We start from the raw sequence: 22,758 nt of genomic DNA on the forward strand, positions 1-22,758 counted from the left end.
CAACATTACTTATATGACTATGCTTAGTCACAAAAGAACACCAAATACTCAGAAACAAAAGTATAGAGGACGAATTTTTAGTAGAAAGAGGATTAGATTTAAAATCATTTTATGACAATATTAAAAATTATCCTGAATGGTTCGGAATAATGATGGATAATCAGATCAGTAGTTATAATTTTGGAGTGGAGTTTATCGTTTTTGGTTTCAATGTGGACAAGACCAACCAGTATATTACGCCACATCTATATAACATAACTCAAAAAAGTCAACCCCTGTGTTTTGATTCGGTGGGTTTTGTTATGATTGGTATTGGGGAATCCCAGTCTTTTCCAGAGATAACAAAAGAACCATACAGTCCTGCAAACCCATTAAGTGATGCAATTGTAAGAACTTATTGGGCAAAAAAATCTGCTGAAAGGATGACAGGGGTTGGTAAAATGACTGATCTAGGATTGGCATGGGTAGAACTAAACGAAGGGGCTAAAAAAGTTGAAATAAAAAACACGCTTGTTTCTCAAGAAATTATAAATAATCTTCTTGAAGACAAATTTGAAGAACAGAGAAACAGAGTAAAACAAATGACGACTGAAATTCAAAACAACTTAAATGAGGTGTTTTTAGGAACGCGGATTATAACTAAAAAATAGTTTTATTTTTTCTTAGACTTTATAATAAGTTTATCGTCTTTAATTTCAGGCTCTAATTCATCTCCCTCTTTCCACCCCAGTTTTTCTATCTCCTTTGGAGGCACGACGATAGTATATTTCGGGTATTCTTTATCTTTATGCTTTCTTGATAATTGTTTTTGTAATTGCATATTTCCAATATATCGTTTTAATCCCTTATATACTTTTAGGTACCGAAAGCTTTATTAGGTTTTAGGTACCTAAAGATATATTGGTGATGCTGAATGTCAGATAATACAACTAACCCCCAAACCATAGGCACAAGAGAGGACAGAGGCAAAGCGATAGCCGAGAAACAAGGTCAAATACTAAGAATTAATGATAAGTCATATAAAGTGAAATCCCAATCAAGCGAAACTCTTTATGACGTTGTATCCACAGAGATAGGATGGAAATGCTCATGCCCAGATCACCAAACAAGGGGAGTTAAATGCAAACATATCTATGCGGTTGAGTTCAGCTTTAACCTGAGGGAGCAAGTAAAAAAGAGCGTTACAATCCAGCCAGTTGTAATTTCTAAGTGCCTCTATTGTCATTCAACCAACATAAGAAAAGATGGACTAAGGCATAATAAAAGCGGGGATATTCAGAGATTCGAGTGTTTGGACTGCCATAAGACATTTAGCATCAACATAGGCTTTGAAAAGATGAAGCACAACCCACAGGCAGTTACAACCGCTATGCAACTCTATTTTAGTGGGGAATCACTGAGACATACAAAAGAATCCCTCAAACTCTTAGGTGTCTATGTATCGCATAAGACTATCCATAACTGGATTGAGAAATATACCACTCTCATGAAGCAGTATGTAGATAAGCTAAAACCAGATGTAGGTAATACATGGAGAGCTGATGAAGTATTCGTAAAATTCAGTGGTAACATGAAATACCTGTTTGCCCTCATGGATGATGAAACAAGGTACTGGATAGCCCAAGAAGTTGCAGATACAAAGTATAAGCATGATGCAAGAGCCTTATTCCATAAAGGTAAGGAGATCGCGGGCAAAAGACCTAACGTACTCATAACTGATGGATTGCCATCATATCACAATGCGTTCTATTGGGAATTTTACACCAACACAAGACCACAATCCATGCATATCAACGCCATAAAGCTTGATGGAGATATGAATAATAACGCTATGGAAAGGGCAAACGGAGAGGTTCGGGATAGAGAGAAGGTAATGAGAGGATTAAAAAACAAGAATACTCCGATACTCAAAGGTTACCAAATATTCCATAACTACATGAGACCACATGAGGGATTAAACGGTAAGACTCCTGCCGAAGCTTGCGGAATTAAGGTAGAAGGTGATAATAAATGGATAACGCTAATTCAGAATGCAAGCCATAAAGAGCACCAAAAAAATAATGGCGTTCAGTAATTCATATCTTTTTTACTATTTGTTGAGTTTGAACAGCATAAATTGGCTCCCCGTGTTGGTCATGTTTATTAGTTCTTGATATAGATACTAAAATAGGTTTTACAGATAATTTGCTCTTATCATTTAGTTCATAAACATTCCAATCCTCTTTTGTAGGTTTAAATTGCATATCTTTTTTCTCTATCGATTGCGTCAATTCTTGTGGTGAAAATACACCCTGTGATGGGGTTCCGATTAAGTCTTGTGGGGGTATAGCGCCCGTCACAATCTGAGAATTTAGAGTAAAAGCAGTATTTTCTTTGATTATTTTTATTAAAATAAATTTTACCTTAATGATAGTTCCATCTTCAAGTTCATATTCATTCCAAACTTCATTTAATGTCTTAAAGCCTATGTATCTTGATTCTACCATAATCCCTGTATATTATTAAAAATCTCTATTTTAAGAGTTTGTGTGTTTTTAGGCTGAAAATGTGTGTTTATAGATTGACTTGTGCCAATAAGGCACACTTCAGTATCTTTAGATGATAAGTTTATAGTATTTAACTTAACTATCTCTGAAGGAGCATACGAATTTTGCTCTCCAGTAGTTAGCACTAACTCATTCGGAATGCTCTCTATGTAGTTCATATTAACGTTTCCTATGGGGGCAAAGTTTGATGGGTAAAGTGTGTTTTGAATTATTGTGAAACCTTTAAATTGTATTTCGGCTTGTGTATTTGAAACTTTAGATACACCTTGTTGAGAAATTTCCCTTATATATGAAAGTGTTTCCATTTCCGCCTCATTAAGTTCAGCCAATCTTTGAGGCGAGGGCAACCAACTATAGTTCTCTAACATTTCTTCAATCTCTTTTTCTGTAATCCCAAGTTGGTCAGCAGCCTCTGAAAATGTTATATCTCCATCACACAAGGAATGTAGGATATCTCTTTCTCTTTTATTCATGTTGGTAGTCTCCCCAAAGCTAATAAATGTCTAAATTCTGTTATTAGCGGTTCTTTATAATCTTGAAATCGTTCCTTCATCGATTGTTTAAATTCATCTATTATTTCTTTTTGTGAAGGTTTGGAAACATTGAGATCTTCTTCGCTCAAATGTTCTAACATATTATCTATCTCTTTGTACTTATATAAACGTAGGGTTTTATCGAGGAATATACTATATCCAATTTTGCCCTGTTCATAAATATAAGCCAATAATGTAACTGTTGTCATTGGATTCATATAACTCAAAGATTTAATTTTTTTGAATTGTCTTGCTTTGTCATAAACATTAAAATCTGAACTAACTATAAACTCCGCATTTGACTCATTTGCACGAAATAACACGTGTCCATCATTGCGACCTAAACCCAATCTTAAAGATTTGAGTTCAGAATAAAAGTTATCAAAAGCGCTGTTATCGTCATCTATAATCTCAACATTATCAGAATTTTCTAATAACCTTAGGATTGTATAATCATGAATTTCCCCATAATTAGTCGAAGAAATTAATATCTGGTCATCGTTACAACAACTTAAAAATTCTCCTAAAAAATTGATTTTGGGAATATTCAAATCAATTGCTACGCATGCATCTATAACTATTTTTTTGCCCAAAATTATGACCTGCCTAGCATAACAGCAACCTATCTATGAAAATGGTACTATTTATATCTTCTTGATTCTGTTCATCATCATGTAAACCAAGTTTTGACATGTCTTTACAGAATATATCCCACCCCAGTTAACTCCAGTTAACATCCATTTCAATCCCACACAGACTTAACAGAACCTTTTTTTTTTAATTTCATCCACCGAATTTTTACAGCCCAACCAATCCACCGAAGACTACACAGAACCCTTAACCCGCCATCTTTATATACCCCGCCGCCAGTCTCTTACCTATTACTGAGCAAATCTTAAATACTATTAGAGCTATCGTCAGCTTCCCCAACGAGAGGAAAATATGCCAGAATACACTTTATTCTTAGGATGCATCATCCCGGCGCGTTTTCCTTTTATGGAAAAATCAACAAGACTCGTTTTATCAAAGCTCGGCTGCACCCTGCACGACCTTGAAGGGGCTACATGCTGCCCTACAAAAAGCATCGTCAAGCCTTCAGGGGAGCTGGCATGGTATGTTACGGCTGCAAGGAACCTGGCTCTGGCTGAGAGGGCAGGGCATGACCTGCTCGTACCCTGCAACGGCTGTTACAGCACGTTAAAGACCGTGGAGGTAGAGATGCGGGTAAATCCCCACCTGCGAGCAGAGGTAAATAGCGTTCTTGCATCTGTCGGGCTTGAATACGGGGGAACGATTGAAGTAAAGCACCTGGTTGAAGTGCTTCATGATGAAATCGGGATAGCGAAGATAAAGCAGCAAGTCGTCAAACCTTTTGACGGCATGAAGATCGCAGCACATGCAGGCTGCCACATGCTGCGTCCCAGTTCTTCCATATTCTTTGACGACCCGAACAAGCCGAAGAAGTTTGATGCGCTGATAGAAGCACTCGGCGCAAAAAGCATAGAATATGAAACAAAGATGTTATGCTGTGGCGGCAACCTGAACACCGCTGATGAGCCGGATGAAGCCACAGCCCTTTCGCGAATGAAGCTTCTTGAGGTCACAAAAAAGGCTGATGCCATCTCGCTCACCTGCCCGTCATGCTTTATGCAGTACGATTCGCGCCAGTACCTCATGCAGAAAAGCGGGGAGAAACTGAACGTTCCGATTATATACTATCCCGAAATGCTCGGTCTTGCGATGGGCTTTACGCCGCAGGAGTTAGGCATGGACATGCACAGGATAGATGCTGCTGAGTTCCTGTCGAAATGGGATTCAAGGTACAACTATCTCATGAAGCTGCGGGAGCTCTTTGACCTGAACGCGGTCCGCAGGTGCTACGAGTGCGGCGCCTGTGTCAATGACTGCCCTGTGGTAAAAATAACCCCTGAATTCAACCCCAACGAGATCATCGGCAGGCTGCTCTCAGGCGAGCTTGATGCTGTGATAGAATCCCACGGCATATGGCGCTGTGTGGATTGCTACACTTGCTATGAATTATGCCCGCAGAAAATGGGAATGAACAAAATATTCGATAAATTAAAACATCTGGCTCTTGAGAAGGGAAAGAGCCCGAAAGGGTTTGCAGCCAGTATCGAGATGTTCAGGAAAGACGGGAGGCTGGGCGAACCTACATCTGTAAGAAAGAAACTGAAACTTCCCGAGCCTCCGAAGAGCGGGGCAGAGGAATTAAGAAAATTACTGGATTGTTTAAAAGGTGAAGAAAATGAAGTGTGATAGTTTGATGAACCCTGAGGTATTCAAAACATCTGAGCGGGTTCACCAAAGAATACCGTCCGGGTGCGCGATATCCGGAATGATGAGCGAAGAAGGCAGACGCATTGACGGCAGGGTGATAATAAAATCCATCGCCTGTATGCACGACCGCTCAAACGGGCTTGGCGGGGGATTTGCAGCCTACGGTATTTATCCGAAACGAAAACACCAGTACGCTTTTCATATGATGTATGATAACATGGAAGCAAAAGAAGCCACTGAAGAACTCTTCAAGGATATCTTCAACGTGGATATGGACGAGCCCATTCCCACGCACAGGGAGAACGGGATCTCAAACCCTCCTCTTCTCTGGAGATATTTCCTTGAGGTACCCGAGAACAAGCTTGAGTTCATCTCGGAACGGGATTATGTCATGAAGATGGTCATGCGGGTCAATTCGGAAGTTGAAGGGGCATTTGTTTCTTCAAGCGGCAAGAACATGGGCGCGTTCAAGGGCGTTGGCTACCCTGAGGATATCGGGAAGTTCTACAAACTGGAAGATTACAGCGCGTATATCTGGACAGCCCACGGCAGGTTCCCTACAAATACTCCGGGCTGGTGGGGAGGCGCCCACCCGTTCACGCTCCTTGACTGGTCTGTTGTTCACAACGGCGAGATCTCATCGTACGGAATTAACAAGCGCTACCTTGAGATGTACGGGTACAGGCTTGAACTGCGGACGGATACTGAGGTCATCGCTTATCTCTTTGACCTGCTCGTGCGGCGGCATAAGCTTCCGATAGATAAGGCAGTAATGTCGCTTGCTTCGCCGTTCTGGAAGGATATAGACCGCATGGAACCGGAGCAAAAGAAAATCGCAACCGCGATAAGACAGGTGTACGGAAGTACGCTCCTTAACGGACCTTTCAGCATAATCCTGGGACACAGCCGCGGCATGATAGGCTTAAACGACAGGATAAAGCTTCGCCCGATGACCGCAGCGCGCAAGGACGATATGCTCTACATGGCTTCGGAAGAATCTGCCATCCGCGAGATAGCTCCAGACCTTGATGAGGTATGGAGCCCGAGGGCTGGGACTGCCGTAATAGGTACGCTAAAGGCAGAGGTGGAATAATGGAGTCGCAGCTTCCGGCAGAATTCATTGTGAATATTGATCACGAGAGGTGCCGCAGGTGCAAGCGCTGTATGATCAACTGTAGTTTCAGCGCGATAGAATTCAAGGATAAAATCACACCGAACCACCGGCTGTGCGTTGCATGCCACAGGTGCGCGACGTTCTGTCCCGAGGGTGCGATCACAATTACCGAGAACCCGCTTGATTACAAGTACGGATATAACTGGTCGCCTGAGATAAGGAAGAATATCTTAAAGCAGGCCGAGAGCGGCGGCATCATTCTCACAGGCATGGGCAACCCGCGACCTTATCCTATTTATTGGGATCATATGCTGATAGATGCTTGCCAGGTGACAAACCCTTCCATTGACCCTCTGCGCGAACCTATGGAACTGCGCACGTATCTGGGTGCAAAACCCGAGTGTGTTGAGTTTGACAGCGAGCATGTCAGCCTGGAGACCGAGCTTGCGCCGCAGGTAAAGCTGGACATACCCATAGTGTTCGCTGCAATGTCGTACGGCGCGATAAGCCTGAACGCCCACAAGGCGCTGGCTATGGCTGCAAAGCGCATGGGAACCCTGATGAACACAGGTGAGGGCGGTCTGCATGAGGAGATAGCGCCCTATGCTAGCAATATTATAGTGCAGGTCGCATCAGGGAGGTTCGGCGTAACGAGCAAATACCTGAACAACAGCGCTCTCGTGGAGATCAAGATAGGTCAGGGAGCAAAGCCCGGAATAGGCGGGCACCTGCCCGGCGAGAAGGTAGGCGAGGATATCTCAAAGACACGCATGATACCCGTAGGCACGGATGCGCTGTCGCCTGCCCCGCATCATGATATTTATTCAATCGAAGACCTCTCCCAGTTGATCTATGCGATAAAGGAGGCGACGGATTACAAGAAACCCGTGTCTGTCAAGATAGCCGCGGTACACAACGTGGCAGCCATCGCAAGCGGAATCGTACGTGCCGGGGCTGATATCGTAATGATAGACGGCTTCCGCGGCGGTACAGGCGCGGCACCTATGATCATCAGGGACCATGTGGGAATCCCGATTGAACTTGCTCTTGCAGCAGTTGATGAGCGGTTGAGGCAGGAAGGCATACGCAACCGCGCATCCATTCTCGTCGGAGGCAGCATCAGGCAGAGCGCTGATGTTGTGAAAGCTATTGCGCTCGGTGCTGATGCCTGCGTCATCGGGACTGCTTCGCTCATAGCCATGGGATGCAGGGTATGCCAGAAGTGCTACACAGGCAACTGCGCATGGGGCATAGCTACGCAAAAACCTGAGCTTGTGCGCCGACTGAATCCTGAGATCGCAGCTGACAGGCTATGCAACCTCCTCACAGCATGGGGCCATGAGATACAGGAGGTGCTGGGGTCGCTGGGCATAAACGCAATCGAATCGTTAAGAGGCAGCAGAGAGCGCCTTCGCGGCGTAGGGCTTCCCCAGGAAGCGCTTGATATTCTTGGAATAAAGCATGCGGGAATAGGACAGTGATACTTATGACAATTTTTGTAAAAAATTGGTCACCAGGCACGTATGGCGAAGCCATACGTGGGTACGGCATAAAGGGACGTGACGCTTTATGAGAATAGACGCAAAAGGCATGCATTACCGGCCGATGAACAAAATAATACGCGATGCAGTAGCGGCAGGCGAGAAGGAGTTTGAGCTTGACAACATAGGCGGGCAGAGGTATATCGGCGGCGGGTTAAATGACAGCGTGAAGATAACGATTAACGGCACGCCGGGAAATGACCTTGGCGCATTCATGAACGGACCGAAAATTATCATCAATGCGAACGCGCAGGATGGCATAGCTAATACCATGAACGCAGGTGAGATTATAGTCCACGGCAATGTGGGCGATATCATCGGCTACGGCATGCGCGGCGGGAAACTGTATATCAAGGGAGATGCCGGGTACCGCGTGGGGATACATATGAAAGAATATAAGAAACAGGTCCCAGTCATCATAGCAGGCGGTACTGCAGGCGACTTCTTTGGTGAATACATGGCTGGCGGGCTGATGATACTGCTCGGCATGAACGGGAAGAGCCCTATCGTGGGCGATTATGTGGGTACAGGCATGCACGGCGGCGTGATTTATATCCGAGGGAAAGTAGACCCGTACAGCCTGGGGAAAGAAGTGAACTGCCTTGAGTTAAATGAAGAGGATAAGAAGCTCATCGGGTCTTATCTTAAGGAGTACTGCGAACACTTCGGTTTTGACCTGAACGAAGTGATGAGCGGAAGCTTCACAAAGCTTGTTCCGCTTTCGCACAGACCTTACGGCAACCTGTATGTGTATTGACTCCATATAAGAGTTGTTTTTATGGCTGCTGCTTTGCCTTTTGAGGTTGATGACTATAGTATTTAAACTATAAATGCATTGATTTAATGATGGGAGTTATATTTTATAAGATACTAACAGTATGGAACTAAAGGAAATAGCCGCATTGTTCTCGTTCTGGCCATAAAATAATATGAAAAAGCATCGGTAACTTACCTTTTCATACCAGGATGCACAGAGACGGGATTTTAAAATACGTCTTTGTGCTCTGATATGAAAACGAGCCCATACAGTAATTCCAACATCTAAACGAGTGGAGCATAAATGAGCCACAGAGGCGCTGAGGCACAGAGACCGTTACTATGAGCATCAAAAGCTGCCTCCTTACCACTAATCTCCGTGTTCTCTGTGCCTTCGTGGCGGTTGTATTTATATAGGTCGTGAAATTTAGGGCACTGCCGGATCAGCAGGATAGGTTTTTACTATCCTGTCAATACCTTCTTCCAGTCTAAAAGGATATATTCTTGAGCCGTGAGGCGATGGGTGAGTTGTCTGATCGTTTTAACTCCAGACCTCCCATCAATTCCTTAAATTTTACATCACAGTGGACCTATCGCTATAGCCAGATATAACAACATATACCATACTATAACAAAAATTAAATACTTGAGACCTCATAATTAAGCCTATGGTCACAACGATTCAGCTCAAGGAAACCACCAAAGACAAACTGGACAAGATGAAGCTCTACAGGCAGGAAACGTATAATGACGTTCTGGAACGCCTTATTGAAGATGTTTCCGACCTTAACCTGAAGACAAGGGATGAGCTTGAATCTGCGATAAAAGATATCGAGAGCGGCAAGTGGGTATCGCTGGAAAAGCTTGCAAAAGAACTGGGATTCTGATGAAAACCCAGGTAATCCTTTCCGAACAGGCTGCAAAAGAGCTAAAGAGGCTTGACCTGTCTTTCTCAAAACATATTGTTGAAAGCATCATGCAGCTCATCAAGGCACCGGATAAGAATGTAATGAAACTGGCAGGAATTCCTTATTACCGGTTGCGCGCCTGGGATTTCTACGCAATCTTCGACATACAGAAAAACATGCTTAGAATACTGGCACTTAAAATCAGGCGCCGGAAGAGAGACAATAAAAAAAAGCCAGCCGAAAAGGTTTTGACTGAATAGAACATATAGCCCTGTAGGGGGTAGCGGGTGAGGATTCTCGTAGTGTCTAACAGGTTGCCGATCACTGTAGTAGAAAAAGAAGGTATATTGAAATTCAAGGAGAGCGTAGGCGGTCTTGTTTCCGGCCTGAGCGCGTACCTGGACTCATTAAAGAGTTCCTCCTTTACAAAATCCGAATGCATATGGGTAGGCTGGCCGGGTATTACAATTGACGATAACGATGCATTTAAAGAGGAACTTAAGTCAAGAGCGCTCTCCAAGCACCATGCCTATCCTGTTTTTCTCTCAAAGAAATCCATGGAAAAATTCTATCACGGGTTTTGCAACAAAACTATCTGGCCCCTTTTCCACTATTTCCCGACCTATGCCTCATACGACGAGGAATACTGGGATTATTATAAACACGTTAACGAATCGTTCTGCGATGCGGTCATGGAAATAATCAGACCGGGTGACCTTGTATGGGTGCATGATTATCATCTTATGCTGCTCCCCGGGCTTATAAGGAAAAGGGCGCCGGATAATCCGGTAGGGTTTTTCCTGCATATCCCTTTTCCTTCCTTTGAGATATTCCGCCTTCTTCCGAAGAAGTGGCGTACCGAGATACTGGAAGGTATCCTTGGAGCAGACCTTGTCGGGTTCCATACGCACGAATATACACAGTATTTCCTCAGATGTGTACTCCGCATCCTGGGTTATGAGCACAACATGGGCAGCATTATAATGAAAAACCATGTCGTTAAAGTCGATACGTTCCCTATGAGCATACAGTTCAATAAGTTCAATACCACTGCAAACAGTCCCGAAGTACAAAAGAAAAAAGATAAACTCAGAAAAACTCTTGATGGTTACAAGGTCATACTTTCAATAGACAGGCTGGATTATACAAAAGGTCTCATCAATCGCCTGCAGAGTTATGAGCTTTTCCTTGAAAAGAATGAGAAGTGGCAAAGAAAGGTAATCCTCCTTCTGATAGTTGTTCCCTCGCGCGTAGGAGTTGAGCATTACCAGCAGATGAAAAGGGAGATCGATGAACTTGTAGGAAGGATCAACGGGCGGTTCGGCGGCATCGACTGGGCACCCATATCATACCAGTACAGGTACCTGCCTTTCAGTTCACTGGTCACCCTCTACAGTGTGAGCGATATAGCCCTTATCACACCGCTGAGGGACGGCATGAACCTTGTCGCAAAAGAGTATATCGCATGCAGGACGGATAAAACAGGCGTTTTGATCCTGAGTGAGATGGCTGGTGCTTCAAAAGAGCTCGGTGAATCGATCCTCATCAATCCGAACAACAAAGAGGAAGTGGCTGATGCATTAGTAGCTGCACTGGAGATGCCCGATGAAGAACAGGTAAGGCGAAACGAGGTCATGCAGGACAGGCTGGGCCGCTATGATGTGGTCAGGTGGGCAGATGATTTTGTCCAGGAAATGCTCACTGTACGCGAGGAGAAGAAAAAGCTTGATACTAAAGTATTAAGTTCCCATATGAAGGAGCATCTGCTCAGCGATTTAAATAAAGCAAGACGAAGGCTCGTCTTTTTGGATTACGACGGGACTCTTGTCCCGTTCGCATCCAGCCCCCAGATAGCAAAGCCGTACGAAGATGTTTTAAGAATTCTCAAGCGCTTATCAGCAGATCCAAAAAATGAGATTATTCTGATAAGCGGCAGGGATAAGGAAACACTCCAGGAATGGTTCGGCGAACTCAACATCAACCTTGTTGCGGAGCATGGTATATGGATCAAGGAAAAAAATAGAGACTGGAAGATGATCAAACCGTTAGTGAACGGCTGGAAAACAGGCATCTTTCCCATACTTAAAACATATGTGGACAGGGTCCCGGGTGCCTTTACCGAAGAAAAAGATTTCTCTATCGCCTGGCATTATCGTAAAGCTGATCCTGAACAGGGTCCCCTGCAGGCGAAAGAGCTCATGGATGCGCTTGTAAATTTCACAGCCAATATAGATGTCCAGGTGCTCCAGGGAAGCAAAGTGGTCGAAATAAGAACTGCCGGCGTAAATAAAGGTACAGCCGGATTGCACTGGCTTTCAAGGAATGAGCATGATTTCATACTGGTAATAGGCGATGACCGGACGGACGAAGACCTGTTCAGGGTACTTCCCGAAACAGCCTATTCCATCAAAGTCGGAATGAAGCAATCCTATGCCAGGTTCAATGTGCAAAGCCACATTGAAGTCATGGAACTGCTTGAACAACTGACCAAGAGCAATGGAAATATCAGATGAGCCCGGATGCTAAAGATGCATTAATAGAGGAGGAATTACAAAAAGGGCTCAAGGCGTTCATAAGAGACGGTTTGACCACGGAAGTCATGGCAGCCCTGACAGGAGGAGTCTTCCTTGTCGCCTTCGCTCTGAGGCTTGGAGCCTCTAACATGCTTATAGGACTTTTAGCTGCAATCCCTCCCCTGGTGCAGTTGGTCCAGATCCCTTCGATTTACCTGATCGAGAGATTCCGCACCAGGCGGAAAATCTGTATGTATGCTACCGCTTCAAGCAGGCTTCTCTGGCTGTTAATCGCCTTGATCCCGTTCATAGTTCCTGATAACGAAAGATTGACAGTTCTCGTAATAGCAATATTATTAAGTACAGCCCTGAGTGCCCTGGCCGGAAGTAGCTGGAACTCATGGATGCATGATTTCCTGCCGCATAATCGCCTCGGATCGATTTTCTCAAAAAGGATGAGTGTTTCTATTGCTATGGGCATCCCGTTCAGTCTGGCTGCCGGGTTTTACATCCAGCGCTGGGGGGAGCAGTTCCCTCAGTACGATTTACACGGCTATTCGATACTTTTTGCCCTCGGTTCACTTGTGGGATTGCTTGGCATTTATTTTGTATCTACCATTCCGGAGCCGCGCATGGTGCCTCTTGAAGAGAAAATAAATTTTTTCAAGCTGATATTGAAACCTTTCAAAGATGTTAATTTTAAAAACCTTATTATGTTCATGAGTTCCTGGAATTTCGCAGTCAATCTGGCAGCTCCTTTCTTCACCGTTTATATGCTCAAAGTATTGAAGCTGGATTTGACACTTATCGTCGCTCTTATGGTACTGAGCCAGATAGCAAATGTTTTATTCCTGCGTATCTGGGGTAGGCTCGCTGACCGCTTCAGCAACAAATCCGTGCTTGGGGTCAGCGGCCCTTTATTTCTTCTGGTCATCTTTGCATGGACTTACACTATACTTCCCGAGAGACGCATCTTTACTATCCTGCTGCTGATAGCCATACATATCTTTGCGGGCATTTCTACGGCGGGAGTTACCCTGGCTTCCGGGAACATAGGGCTTAAGCTGGCGCCGAAGGGGCAGGCGACTGCATATCTGGCAGCTAACGGCCTCATCAATTCGTTAGCCGCCGGCGTTGCACCCATCCTCGGGGGCATACTTGCCGATGTCTTTACCGGATATGAGTTCTTCGGGACAATAAATTGGAGGAGCCCGGCGGGAGAGCGGGTTTTTACAACATTTTTCCTGCAAGGTTGGGGTTTCTTATTCTTACTTGCAGCTTTAACAGGCCTATATTCAATCCACAGGCTGGCCATAGTAAAGGAGACCGGAGAGGTTGAAGAAAAGATTGTCATGCGGGAGCTTATTGCCGAAGTTGAAAGGGGAGTAAGGGACATTTCCACCGCTGATGGACTTCGCCCGATGGTTATTTTCCCCTACTCGATCGTAAGAAGCCACCTCCGCAAAGTAAAGAACAGGGCACAGGATGCCTCTTAAGAAAAACAGATTGTTTTGAAGGAAATTATCGTAAAATTTAAATAGTCACCGGGCTAAAACAACACCAAGGGAGTGGCAATGATGAGATATGTTAGCAGCACATCCACAGGTAGTTTAAATTTTTATTTGCTCTGTACAGCCGTTTTATTATCTTTTTATGATACGGTAAGTACGATCATGTCGACAAAAGCTATAGGCTACAGCTATGAAGGAAATGTAATTATCAGAGAAGTCATTCACCGTGCGGGTGTTATGGGATTCGCCGGCGTGAAATTCAGCGTAACATTCCTTGCCCTGTTCGTGGCATACTACATTATACGACACAAAGCTGATCTTGGATGGGAGAATGTGAAAATGTTCTACGGCATTTATGCCGGTACGGCGGTCAGCAGCTTCTTTGTTGCAACATCAAACCTTTCTGTGGTGTATGCAGGCAGTTCTTTTTATTTCCTGGATCTAAACTCCCTTCATATCGGATTACTCCTGTTATTCACAGCGCCGGTGGCAGGATTTTTACTTGATATAATATCCTCCCAAAAAGAACCGGGTACGTAAAATCAAGCCGAAGAAAAAAAGGTTGATTTCACATTCTTTTCACAATATTGTATATATGAATGGGCAGCTTTTATTCATCCTATAGTTCATAAAAATAAAGCTGTTATTAAATAAAAGGAAAATACAGCAGATGCTGATAGGACAATGACTGAAAAGCAAATACTGATCGTTGAAGATGAGATTATCGTGGCTGAGGATATACGAAGGAGTGCACAGCACATGGGATATGCGGTCCTGTCAATGGCATCTTCAGGAGATGAAGCCATTAAAAAAGCACAGGAGCTAAACCCGGACCTTGTGCTGATGGATATTATGCTTAATGGCAAAATGGATGGCATCAGAGCGGCTGAACAAATCCGCTCCCGCTTCAATATACCGGTTATATATCTTACTGCTTATTCTGATGAAGAAACGCTTGAGAGGGCAAAAATAACAGAGCCCTTCGGGTACGTAATTAAACCATTTAAAGAGAGGGAACTGCATATCAACATTGAGATCGCTCTCTACAAACATAATATGGAAAAAAAGTTAAAAGAGAGCAAACAATGGCTCTCTGCGGTGATTAATGGTATAGGGGATGCCGTGATAGCTACCGATACCGGGGGACTCGTAAATGTCATGAACCCCATAGCAGAGATACTGACGGGCTGGCAGCAAGGAGAGGCTTCGGGCAAACCCCTTGCAGAAGTCTTTAACATAATAAGTGAAGAGAAGGGAAGGGAAGTTGAGAATCCTGTATCAAAGGTTATGCGTGAAGGGAGCTTCTACGGGCTAGCAGAACGCACCGTACTGGTATCAAAGGGCGGGATGAAAATACCTGTTGACATAATCGGTTCACCCATCAAAGATGAGAAAGAGAACGTCATCGGTGTAGTAGTGATTTTTTACGATATTTTAGAGCGCCAGCGGACTGAAGAAGCGTTGAAAAGGTCTGCAATCAAAGCGCACGTATGTTAATGAACTCACCCAGTCTTTTTATTGCGTTATACTTCTCTTTTTTATCAAGCTTCGCACTCTCAAGAGAATCATGCAGCATTTGTACCGAATTATCGTACACTTCCCTGTCTACGGGATATGGATAACCATCCTCTCCCCCATGCGTGAAACTGTACTTCACAGGGTCGCGCCAGCTCGGTGTGCTCCCGTACACAAGGTCTGATGTCAGCGCAAGTGCCATTATCTTTTTTTGTCCCGTTCCCTCAAAATCGAAAAGCATCTTCTGACTTGAAGATTTAAAGTACTTTTTAAGATGCACCGGGTTATCTCTGATAAGGTCAAGACTGACCTTGCGCGTGGATTCGCTATCATGCGGAATCAGAAAGCCAGTGATATCGGCGGGCATATTCATTGTTCATGCCCTGCTGCACAACTGCCCATTCGCCTTTTTCAGTGAAGAAAAAACAGTGGTGGTACAGCTCATAGCCGTCCTGGATGCATGAAGTATCAACTTTTGCGGCCATCCTGCTTGAATAACTGCAATGCCATGCTCCTCTGCTGACAGCGCCATCTTCAGTGCGCCACTTAGAAATTCATCACGGCTGTATTCATAAATGATGACCTCGGTAATGGCGCCGGCTAACTTCACCATTCTCTCAAACAGCCATCCTGGGGCTTTTCCGGTGTGAAGGGGCAGGTTTATTGCGCCTGTATGCATAATCAGGTGTTAACGTCTGCCATATTAAAGCCATTTAAAGCGGAGTGAAAGTGTTTATAAGCCTCATAACAATCTTTATCTCATTTCCAGCCTGAATTGTGCATATTATGTTAACCATGCCTATTTCCCATCTTTCTGCGCAGGAGACTGTACGGCTGTTGAACCGCAGCACCGGCTTATCGGATGTAATGCCGTCAGTAAACCCCATACTCGAAGATGTCAGGAAGGACGGGGATGCGGCCCTTCGCAAATACACTCTCCAGTTCGACAGGGCGAACATAAAGGATATCGAGGTCTCCCATAAAGATATCCATGAGGCGGTTTTTTCTCTGGATAAAAACCTTATTTCCCACCTTAAAAAGGCAGCCTTGAACATCCGTGCATTCCACGAGGCACAGGTCCAGAAAGACTGGATCAGGGAATTTGCGCCCGGGATCAGGCTTGGGCAGCGTATAACCCCTCTTGGAACAGTGGGGGCATATGTCCCGGGAGGGAGGGCTTCATATCCGAGTACGGCCCTTATGACAGTGATACCCGCGAAAGTAGCCGGCGTGGGTAAAGTTATCATATGCACCCCGCCGCAGACTGACGGGATGGTGAACCCCCTGACACTTGCAGCAGCGCATATTGCAGGTGCTGACCGCGTATTCCGCGTCGGCGGCGTGCAGGCGATAGCAGCGATGGCTTATGGTACTGAGGCTATCCCGAAGGTGGATAAAATCGTGGGACCCGGGAACGTTTACGTTACAGCGGCGAAAATGGCATGCGGCACAGCCATCGACTTCCCGGCAGGCCCGAGCGAAGTTCTGATAATAGCCGATGGTTCAGCAAGGGCTGATTTCATCGCATCGGATATGATTGCCCAGGCTGAGCATGACCCGAATGCGGTTTCAATACTTGTGACGCCATCGAAGGAACTGGCAAAAAAAGTTGAACAGGAAATAGAGCTCCAAATGAAGAACGAGGCAAGGCTTGAGATCATAAAAAAATCTCTTGAAAATGCCGCAATACTCACTGGCAGCCTTGATGAGTGTATAGGATTTTCCAATATGTTCGCGCCTGAGCATCTTGAAATAATGACCGAGCAGGATATACTCGGCAGGATAAAACATGCTGGCTCTATATTTATCGGTCTATATGCGCCCGTTTCCGTCGGGGATTACGCTTCAGGCACTAACCATGTGCTTCCCACTGCCGGGTATGCACGTACGCTATCCGGCCTGAATACGGACCACTTCGTCACGAAATCAAGCGTGCAGATAGTAGAAAAGAAAGGGCTTGAGGGCATTGGGGAAACAGTTATCGGACTTGCTGAGGCAGAGGGGCTTTCAGCACATGCGAATGCTGTGAGAGTAAGGAAAAAATAATAGTCAGGGAAATTTTTGAAGATAGCTGGCAGCATAGCAGATTACTTTAAAGTAACCTTATTTTTGTTATGATGGGATGCTATGTGTTTCTAACACATGTTTCCGATATGTGCCCGGGGTTCTTACAATTATTTAAAGAAATAAGAGTTAATAAATATAGAGCGAGGGGGTTATGACTCTTGACTCTTATAAACAAGCACGGTGAACTGAAAAATGTTAGTGTGGTGATACCAACATTAAACGAGGAATCGAACATCAAAGAAGTTTTTCCTTATATCCCTGATTTTATCGATGAGATAGTGGTTGTAGATGGCCATTCCAAAGATAAAACAAGGGATGAAATATTGAAATTCAGGAAGAATGCAAAAATAATCGTAGAGAACCCCGCAGGAAAAGGCGCAGCGGTAAGAACAGGCTTTGAAAATGCGACCGGTGACCTGATAGTAATGATGGACGCTGACGGAAGCCATGATCCTAAAGAGATACTAAAACTCCTTGAGCCGGTATTGGACGGATACGATGTCTCAAAGGGTTCGCGCATGCTGCCCGGTGGAGGTTCAACAGATATCACGCCTTTTAGAAGATTTGGCAATAAACTGTTCGTGACCATGGTGAACACGCTGTACGGCGCAAAATATACAGATCTGTGTTACGGTTATAGAGCCTTTAAGAAAGAAGCGCTGGGAAAAATATATTGCAGGTCAAAGGGATTTGAGATTGAGACAGAACAATCCATACGTATAAAAAAAGCAGGTCTCAGGGTGAAGGAAGTGTCCTCATTTGAAGCGCGAAGAAAGAACGGAGATTCCAATCTCAATTCGTTCAAAGACGGATGGAGAATCCTTAAAGTCATCATCAAGGAATACTTTAAGCCTTAACAGGTCATAACTAATATCTATGAGCTTAGTAGCTGCGATCTCAAGCGTACAAACACCTTCTTCAGCTGAGATGGTCTTTCTGGGGGGAGCGGTTGCAACCATTTCCCTCATAATTTCCCTGCTTATAGCCATTACAATTTCAGATTCTAAATACTGGGATAAGTGGGCTCGCAGCACGATTGATGCCTGCTCTTTTTCTCTCCTTATAACCTTTGCAGCGATTGTAGTCTTTAAAATCGCCTCGCTATTTTAATGCCAATGCTACAGGCAATATTCCAAATAACAGTACATTTGCAGTGCCATGGATCGCAACTATGAAAAGAAGACTTCTTGTCCTCTGGAAAATATAACCCACTATGATCCCAAAAATACCTGCCAGCAGTATCTCAGTTATAGTTCCGTAGCTTGCATGCATTATCCCGAAAATAACCGCACTCAATAAAAGCCCGTACTTTAAACCAAGCATCTCTTCAAGCCTGGTCTGAAGTATTGACCTGAAGATAAGCTCTTCCACAGCCCCTACGAAAACGAGCATCACTATAACTATGAAAACAATATTTAAAATCCCTGTGTTTTCTATAAGGGATGCAGGAGCCAGGATACGGTACTCAATCAATGCGGTTATCGTCCCGATCAGGAGGGCAAAAGGCAGATAAATATGCAGCCTGCTGAAGTTAATCCCGAGTTCTTCAGATGCGATCTGCTGATTTTTAATGATCAGGTATACAGGCAGGAACATGACCCCATATACCAGCAGATACCAGAGGAGTACGGATGAAAACATTTGCGGCATCGCAAGGCTTACAATCCGTAATAGCAGTAGTAAAAGCAGACTTTGCAAAATATTTTTTGTTTGTGGAGATAAACTGCCGAATATAAGCAGAATAGTTATTATTTGAAGATTTACAATGTGGATTCCCAGACCGGCATAAATCCTGCCGTAGTACATCATAAGTTCACTCGCCGCTATGCCAAGGATAGGAAGATAAAGTTCTTTTCTCATTTTGTAATATTCACCCATAGTTGTAACTCTCTGTATGGCACTGTGAGATTATCTTCTTTAAACAGCCAGAAATTAAGCCTCATGCCGTCACCTTCTTTATCAGGTATGAAGGTTATGTTCTTTTCCCAGGTTTCATTGCTTGTAAGCATGAACCTTGTAAAAGTTAAGACTTTTTCATTAAGAGCGACCTGGACTGTATAATTGACAAAAGAATATTCATGGTTTACTACGCCTACCAGAGATGTCGCAGGAGAATTGTACTTTAGATTTTCAGAATAGTTCTCTGCCTTTCCCGACGGGCCAAGGATGTAAAATTCTGTAAATCTTTCCCCGGTCTTGGGGGTCGAGATAACAAAAATTACCATACCGGCTGCAAAAGCTATGACAAATATAAGTGTCAGGGATAATATCATATCTTTTCTGCTTCTGGGGGTCTTTATTTCTGTATTAACAGTTTCATAAATCTTCAGGAACGGGATAGAGAGCCTTACATCTTCAGGAAGTTCCATCCGTCTATAGGCTGCAACAAATACCAGGACTATCGTATACAGGCACAGGATGATAAGTATCGGGTTCAGGTCTATTCCGGTCGTGAAGTTAAGCAATAAGCCCAGAAGAGGCACCACTGCTATACTGGTACCAAGACTCAGGGCAACCCGTTCAACAGTCCCCATGTCATCTTTCCTCGGGAATAACGCTGCAATCAGCACATAGCCGGGGATGAAAAGCACCACAGGTACTGCCAGAGCGGTTCTCATGAATGTCCCGGCAAGCACCGGGGTCTTGATGAAGACCAGAGTGATCATGATCCAGATAAATATAATCAAGAGATCTAAAGGGGTTTTCTTATACACTAACATCCAAGCCTATAGCATTAGATTAAGATATATAGTTTCCTCAAAAATATTAAATTTAAACTGCTAAAATAAAATTAAATAGATATGCTGATTATTATTATCCAGTATTTTCGAAAAAAATGAAAAAGATTTGGGTAATAATATTGTTTAATCCATTATTTCGACTGTTAACTGTGTTAATTTTACAAAATATTATCTAAAAATAATTGAAAAACCAATATAAACTATTTTAAACACTTAAAACTAAAAAAAACTCAGAAAATAGTAGATAAATTTATATATATGTCGGTTCTCTTGGTTAATATGATACCAATGAAAAACCCAATGTTGGAGTTATTGGTTTTTTTATCAGTACGCTGGCGCTCTCTACCAATGCCTCTGTCAATGGTGGAAGGAAACATCGTGACCGCTTATTATTTAGGGACAGCAATACCCCTTACGATAATCCCCTGGTATGACAGCAATGACAGCAAAACGAACGGCAGTCTGCAATTCCTGGTAATTAATGCCGGCGGTGCTGTCGTATTTACGGAAATTATCAGAAAAACGATAAGTTGCTTGAACTGGATATTAAACAGATTGAAGCATAGTAGATATCTTGGAGACTCAACCACTTCATGGGAAACATCCGGGACTAAAAACCTGCGGTGGAACGGCATAAGCCCTGTTGGCGGATTTCATGCGGAATATTCTTTTGGTGATCTATAGCATGTCCGCGCGGTGCTCAGTTAATGGTATGCCTGTAACGGCATATCTCTGCAAAAACTAATCTTAAAAAACGTTGGCTGCACCAACATGGATTTTTGCAGATGCCAGAAATATGAATATTGTAGATTATAAATTTTAATATAAATAGAAAAGTATATATAATCATAATTTAAATCAAAATAATGGTTGTAATAATTATTATGAGAAAAAGGAGAGGATTATGGAAAAAATAATGGAACGTTTGAAAAACAACAAAACGGTGAGCTTAATAAAAATCGCATTTATTAGTTTCACACTGCTCTTAAGCTTTATACCTCTGTCATCGGTAGCAGATGCGAATACGAACCCAACCGTAACCCCGGAAAATGGTTATTACTTTGATTTAGGGTCCGGGCAGGGTGGATGGCAAACCGATGGTCTGTGGCATATTACAACCAACAGGGCTTATAGTCCCACCCACAGCTTCTGGTATGGTGATGAAAATACAAAGTCTTATGCCACGGGAGGAGCAAACTCAGGATACCTGACATCCCCGCCGATAACACTCGCAAGTAACAGCCAGCCTGTTCTGTATTTCTGGAGCTGGTATCAGACAGAGAACAGCCAAGACCATGATAAAAAGGTTGTACAGATATCAGTAAATGATGGTCAATGGACGGACTTAAAACAGATAACCGATGCACAGAAGACCTGGAATAGAGAGACCATAGATATCTCTGCTTATGCAGGGAATACAATAAGGCTCAGATTCTTATTTGATACTGTGGATGACAAACTCAATAATTTTGAGGGATGGTATGTGGATAGTATTGAGATATCTTCAGGTACGACTTCCACATCAACACCACAAACCTCTGCATCCACACAAGATGCCACAGCTCCGGCAGATATTAACCTGATCGCGAATCCGGGCTTTGAGACAGGAAGTACAATTCCTGTGAACTGGAATTTCACTACAAATAACGGGAACACGCCTGTATCGGATAGTACAACATCTCACAGCGGTGCTAAATCCGTCAAGATATCAATATCAGGTACTTCCAATGTGATTTCAGGAGAAGTATGGTCTGATATGATATCTTCAACAAGCGGAGCGACATATACGTTCTCTGCATGGGGTAAATCCCAGGGAGCTGGCGGTGCGAACAATCCTGCCATCCGGGTAGCCGAGTTCGATATAAATTATAAATGGCTGCGGCAGACCAGTCTATATTTCCCGAAAGGCAGTGCAGATTGGAACCAACACCAAACAACATTTACTACAGGTAATGGTACAGCCTACATTGGCGTGTATGCAAATATCTGGAACGGTTATGGGAGTTTCTGGGTGGACGATGTTTCATTGAGCCAGACCTCAGCACCAACAGCAACACCGGATCCTACGCCAGCACAAACAGCAACACCGGATCCCACACCTGCTCCGACCGCAACGCCAGATCCGGCAAATACCAATATAATTGCGAATCCGGGCTTTGAGACAGGAAGTACAATTCCTGTAAACTGGAATTTCGCTACAAATAACGGGAACACGCCTGTATCGGATAGTACAACATCTCACAGCGGTGCTAAATCCGTCAAGATATCAATATCAGGTACTTCCAATGTGATTTCAGGAGAAGTATGGTCTGATATGATATCTTCAACAAGCGGAGCGACATATACGTTCTCTGCATGGGGTAAATCCCAGGGAGCCGGCGGTGCGAACAATCCTGCCGTCCGGGTAGCCGAGTTCGATATAAATTATAAATGGCTGCGGCAGACCAATCTGTATTTCCCGAAAGGCAGTGCTGATTGGAACCAACAGCAAGCAACTTTTATTACAGGTAATGGTACAGCCTACATTGGCGTGTATGCAAATATCTGGAACGGTTATGGGAGTTTCTGGGTGGACGATGTTTCATTGAGCCAGACCTCAGCACAAACAGCAACACCGGATCCTACACCTGCGCCAGCTGCAACGTCTGGTCCTACGCCAGCACCAACAGCAACACCGAATCCCACGCCTGCGCCGACCGCAACTCCAGCTCCTAC

At 44.0% G+C, this 22,758-nt stretch carries 25 protein-coding genes and 1 pseudogene; 17 read left to right on the forward strand and 9 right to left on the reverse strand.

Annotated features, from left to right (window positions below):
• Positions 1-302 precede the first annotated feature (302 nt).
• Positions 303-650, forward strand: coding sequence for a hypothetical protein (locus tag MNV_RS04600; RefSeq protein WP_218837897.1), 348 nt, complete (start codon positions 303-305; stop codon positions 648-650).
• A gap of 2 nt (positions 651-652) precedes the next feature.
• Here the strand turns inward: MNV_RS04600 and MNV_RS18945 are convergent, their stop codons facing one another.
• Positions 653-820, reverse strand: coding sequence for an AbrB/MazE/SpoVT family DNA-binding domain-containing protein (locus tag MNV_RS18945; protein ID WP_143311633.1), 168 nt, complete (start codon positions 818-820; stop codon positions 653-655).
• A gap of 93 nt (positions 821-913) precedes the next feature.
• Between MNV_RS18945 and MNV_RS04605 the strand changes: the two genes are divergently transcribed.
• Positions 914-2,074: a DDE-type integrase/transposase/recombinase gene (locus MNV_RS04605; RefSeq protein ID WP_218837898.1), complete on the forward strand. Its 1,161-nt coding sequence runs from the start codon at positions 914-916 to the stop codon at positions 2,072-2,074.
• A gap of 1 nt (position 2,075) precedes the next feature.
• Here MNV_RS04605 and MNV_RS04610 read toward each other — a convergent pair whose 3' ends face one another.
• From MNV_RS04610 to MNV_RS04620, 3 genes are read right to left on the reverse strand one after another with little or no spacing between them, the layout of a single operon-like run.
• Positions 2,076-2,486 carry a hypothetical protein gene (locus tag MNV_RS04610; RefSeq protein ID WP_096204202.1) on the reverse strand — a complete coding sequence of 137 codons (411 nt, stop codon included), beginning with the start codon at positions 2,484-2,486 and terminating at the stop codon, positions 2,076-2,078.
• Entirely contained in the window at positions 2,480-3,019 is a 540-nt protein-coding gene (locus tag MNV_RS04615) for a hypothetical protein (RefSeq protein WP_096204203.1), read from the reverse strand. The genes MNV_RS04610 and MNV_RS04615 overlap by 7 nt, the downstream gene beginning before the upstream one ends.
• Positions 3,016-3,672, reverse strand: a complete 657-nt coding sequence (locus MNV_RS04620) for a hypothetical protein (RefSeq protein WP_096204204.1) — start codon at positions 3,670-3,672, stop codon at positions 3,016-3,018. Before MNV_RS04620 ends, MNV_RS04615 begins: the two co-directional genes overlap by 4 nt.
• Positions 3,673-4,021: 349 nt before the next feature.
• Here MNV_RS04620 and MNV_RS04625 point away from each other — a divergent pair, with 349 nt between their 5' ends.
• The 10 genes from MNV_RS04625 to MNV_RS04670 all read left to right on the forward strand — a co-directional run bounded on the left by MNV_RS04625 (position 4,022) and on the right by MNV_RS04670 (position 15,217).
• Complete coding sequence (locus MNV_RS04625; RefSeq protein WP_096204205.1) at positions 4,022-5,356, forward strand: heterodisulfide reductase-related iron-sulfur binding cluster; 1,335 nt, start codon at positions 4,022-4,024, stop codon at positions 5,354-5,356.
• Positions 5,346-6,470, forward strand: coding sequence for a class II glutamine amidotransferase (locus tag MNV_RS04630; RefSeq protein WP_256999948.1), 1,125 nt, complete (start codon positions 5,346-5,348; stop codon positions 6,468-6,470). Before MNV_RS04625 ends, MNV_RS04630 begins: the two co-directional genes overlap by 11 nt.
• On the forward strand, positions 6,470-7,972 hold the full coding sequence (locus MNV_RS04635; protein WP_096204207.1) for a glutamate synthase-related protein: 1,503 nt from the start codon (positions 6,470-6,472) through the stop codon (positions 7,970-7,972). The genes MNV_RS04630 and MNV_RS04635 overlap by 1 nt, the downstream gene beginning before the upstream one ends.
• An 88-nt stretch (positions 7,973-8,060) precedes the next feature.
• The gene (locus MNV_RS04640) at positions 8,061-8,789 is read left to right on the forward strand and encodes a GltB/FmdC/FwdC-like GXGXG domain-containing protein (protein ID WP_096204208.1); all 729 of its coding nucleotides are present in this window, start codon (positions 8,061-8,063) and stop codon (positions 8,787-8,789) included.
• Between the two features lie 667 nt (positions 8,790-9,456).
• The gene (locus MNV_RS04645) at positions 9,457-9,675 is read left to right on the forward strand and encodes a DUF7557 family protein (protein ID WP_096204209.1); all 219 of its coding nucleotides are present in this window, start codon (positions 9,457-9,459) and stop codon (positions 9,673-9,675) included.
• Positions 9,675-9,956, forward strand: a complete 282-nt coding sequence (locus tag MNV_RS04650) for a type II toxin-antitoxin system RelE family toxin (protein WP_096204210.1) — start codon at positions 9,675-9,677, stop codon at positions 9,954-9,956. Before MNV_RS04645 ends, MNV_RS04650 begins: the two co-directional genes overlap by 1 nt.
• Before the next feature lie 27 nt (positions 9,957-9,983).
• Positions 9,984-12,209 carry a bifunctional alpha,alpha-trehalose-phosphate synthase (UDP-forming)/trehalose-phosphatase gene (locus tag MNV_RS04655; RefSeq protein WP_096204211.1) on the forward strand — a complete coding sequence of 742 codons (2,226 nt, stop codon included), beginning with the start codon at positions 9,984-9,986 and terminating at the stop codon, positions 12,207-12,209.
• The gene (locus MNV_RS04660) at positions 12,206-13,705 is read left to right on the forward strand and encodes an MFS transporter (protein ID WP_096204212.1); all 1,500 of its coding nucleotides are present in this window, start codon (positions 12,206-12,208) and stop codon (positions 13,703-13,705) included. Before MNV_RS04655 ends, MNV_RS04660 begins: the two co-directional genes overlap by 4 nt.
• Before the next feature lie 78 nt (positions 13,706-13,783).
• On the forward strand, positions 13,784-14,260 hold the full coding sequence (locus MNV_RS04665) for a DUF5658 family protein (protein WP_143311634.1): 477 nt from the start codon (positions 13,784-13,786) through the stop codon (positions 14,258-14,260).
• A 144-nt stretch (positions 14,261-14,404) separates the two neighbouring features.
• Complete coding sequence (locus tag MNV_RS04670; RefSeq protein WP_096204214.1) at positions 14,405-15,217, forward strand: response regulator; 813 nt, start codon at positions 14,405-14,407, stop codon at positions 15,215-15,217.
• Here the strand turns inward: MNV_RS04670 and MNV_RS20080 are convergent.
• The 3 genes and pseudogenes from MNV_RS20080 to MNV_RS21155 all read right to left on the reverse strand — a co-directional run.
• Positions 15,198-15,608 carry a DUF763 domain-containing protein gene (locus MNV_RS20080; protein ID WP_256999949.1) on the reverse strand — a complete coding sequence of 137 codons (411 nt, stop codon included), beginning with the start codon at positions 15,606-15,608 and terminating at the stop codon, positions 15,198-15,200. The two genes, MNV_RS04670 and MNV_RS20080, sit on opposite strands and share 20 nt — an antisense overlap.
• Positions 15,565-15,720, reverse strand: a complete 156-nt coding sequence (locus MNV_RS21150) for a DUF763 domain-containing protein (RefSeq protein ID WP_394336530.1) — start codon at positions 15,718-15,720, stop codon at positions 15,565-15,567. Before MNV_RS21150 ends, MNV_RS20080 begins: the two co-directional genes overlap by 44 nt.
• Positions 15,721-15,791: 71 nt before the next feature.
• Positions 15,792-15,914: pseudogene (locus MNV_RS21155) on the reverse strand (DUF763 domain-containing protein); the annotation flags it as partial.
• A 107-nt stretch (positions 15,915-16,021) separates the two neighbouring features.
• Between MNV_RS21155 and hisD the strand changes: the two are divergent.
• The 3 genes from hisD to MNV_RS04690 all read left to right on the forward strand — a co-directional run bounded on the left by hisD (position 16,022) and on the right by MNV_RS04690 (position 18,412).
• Positions 16,022-17,281, forward strand: a complete 1,260-nt coding sequence (gene hisD / locus MNV_RS04680) for a histidinol dehydrogenase (RefSeq protein WP_096204215.1) — start codon at positions 16,022-16,024, stop codon at positions 17,279-17,281.
• A 179-nt stretch (positions 17,282-17,460) separates the two neighbouring features.
• The gene (locus MNV_RS04685) at positions 17,461-18,159 is read left to right on the forward strand and encodes a glycosyltransferase family 2 protein (RefSeq protein ID WP_096204216.1); all 699 of its coding nucleotides are present in this window, start codon (positions 17,461-17,463) and stop codon (positions 18,157-18,159) included.
• Positions 18,160-18,178: 19 nt separating this feature from the next.
• Positions 18,179-18,412, forward strand: coding sequence for a hypothetical protein (locus tag MNV_RS04690; protein WP_096204217.1), 234 nt, complete (start codon positions 18,179-18,181; stop codon positions 18,410-18,412).
• Here the strand turns inward: MNV_RS04690 and MNV_RS04695 are convergent.
• Complete coding sequence (locus MNV_RS04695) at positions 18,404-19,162, reverse strand: CPBP family intramembrane glutamic endopeptidase (protein WP_179293804.1); 759 nt, start codon at positions 19,160-19,162, stop codon at positions 18,404-18,406. The two genes, MNV_RS04690 and MNV_RS04695, sit on opposite strands and share 9 nt — an antisense overlap.
• Complete coding sequence (locus MNV_RS04700; RefSeq protein WP_096204219.1) at positions 19,159-20,022, reverse strand: DUF1616 domain-containing protein; 864 nt, start codon at positions 20,020-20,022, stop codon at positions 19,159-19,161. Before MNV_RS04700 ends, MNV_RS04695 begins: the two co-directional genes overlap by 4 nt.
• Positions 20,023-20,391: 369 nt before the next feature.
• On the opposite strand from MNV_RS04700, the gene MNV_RS04705 reads away from it, so the two are divergent.
• The gene (locus MNV_RS04705; protein ID WP_096204220.1) at positions 20,392-20,727 is read left to right on the forward strand and encodes a hypothetical protein; all 336 of its coding nucleotides are present in this window, start codon (positions 20,392-20,394) and stop codon (positions 20,725-20,727) included.
• Positions 20,728-20,947: 220 nt separating this feature from the next.
• The coding region (locus MNV_RS04710; RefSeq protein ID WP_218837901.1) for a hypothetical protein at positions 20,948-22,758 on the forward strand (1,811 nt) is incomplete at its 3' end.

The organism is Candidatus Methanoperedens nitratireducens, assembly GCF_900196725.1.
In the GTDB taxonomy this organism is placed as follows: Archaea; Halobacteriota; Methanosarcinia; order Methanosarcinales; family Methanoperedenaceae; genus Methanoperedens; species Methanoperedens nitroreducens_A.

Coding starts and splice junctions, on each gene's coding strand:
- MNV_RS04600 (WP_218837897.1), top strand. CDS start 303: ATGATTGGTATTGGGGAATCCCAGTCTTTTCCAGAGATAACAAAAGAA.
- MNV_RS18945 (WP_143311633.1), bottom strand. CDS start 820: ATGCAATTACAAAAACAATTATCAAGAAAGCATAAAGATAAAGAATAC.
- MNV_RS04605 (WP_218837898.1), top strand. CDS start 914: ATGTCAGATAATACAACTAACCCCCAAACCATAGGCACAAGAGAGGAC.
- MNV_RS04610 (WP_096204202.1), bottom strand. CDS start 2,486: ATGGTAGAATCAAGATACATAGGCTTTAAGACATTAAATGAAGTTTGG.
- MNV_RS04615 (WP_096204203.1), bottom strand. CDS start 3,019: ATGAATAAAAGAGAAAGAGATATCCTACATTCCTTGTGTGATGGAGAT.
- MNV_RS04625 (WP_096204205.1), top strand. CDS start 4,022: ATGCCAGAATACACTTTATTCTTAGGATGCATCATCCCGGCGCGTTTT.
- MNV_RS04630 (WP_256999948.1), top strand. CDS start 5,346: ATGAAGTGTGATAGTTTGATGAACCCTGAGGTATTCAAAACATCTGAG.
- MNV_RS04635 (WP_096204207.1), top strand. CDS start 6,470: ATGGAGTCGCAGCTTCCGGCAGAATTCATTGTGAATATTGATCACGAG.
- MNV_RS04640 (WP_096204208.1), top strand. CDS start 8,061: ATGAGAATAGACGCAAAAGGCATGCATTACCGGCCGATGAACAAAATA.
- MNV_RS04645 (WP_096204209.1), top strand. CDS start 9,457: ATGGTCACAACGATTCAGCTCAAGGAAACCACCAAAGACAAACTGGAC.
- MNV_RS04650 (WP_096204210.1), top strand. CDS start 9,675: ATGAAAACCCAGGTAATCCTTTCCGAACAGGCTGCAAAAGAGCTAAAG.
- MNV_RS04660 (WP_096204212.1), top strand. CDS start 12,206: ATGAGCCCGGATGCTAAAGATGCATTAATAGAGGAGGAATTACAAAAA.
- MNV_RS04665 (WP_143311634.1), top strand. CDS start 13,784: ATGATGAGATATGTTAGCAGCACATCCACAGGTAGTTTAAATTTTTAT.
- MNV_RS04670 (WP_096204214.1), top strand. CDS start 14,405: ATGACTGAAAAGCAAATACTGATCGTTGAAGATGAGATTATCGTGGCT.
- MNV_RS20080 (WP_256999949.1), bottom strand. CDS start 15,608: ATGAATATGCCCGCCGATATCACTGGCTTTCTGATTCCGCATGATAGC.
- MNV_RS21150 (WP_394336530.1), bottom strand. CDS start 15,720: ATGGCCGCAAAAGTTGATACTTCATGCATCCAGGACGGCTATGAGCTG.
- hisD (WP_096204215.1), top strand. CDS start 16,022: ATGTTAACCATGCCTATTTCCCATCTTTCTGCGCAGGAGACTGTACGG.
- MNV_RS04690 (WP_096204217.1), top strand. CDS start 18,179: ATGAGCTTAGTAGCTGCGATCTCAAGCGTACAAACACCTTCTTCAGCT.
- MNV_RS04695 (WP_179293804.1), bottom strand. CDS start 19,162: ATGAGAAAAGAACTTTATCTTCCTATCCTTGGCATAGCGGCGAGTGAA.
- MNV_RS04700 (WP_096204219.1), bottom strand. CDS start 20,022: ATGTTAGTGTATAAGAAAACCCCTTTAGATCTCTTGATTATATTTATC.
- MNV_RS04705 (WP_096204220.1), top strand. CDS start 20,392: ATGCCTCTGTCAATGGTGGAAGGAAACATCGTGACCGCTTATTATTTA.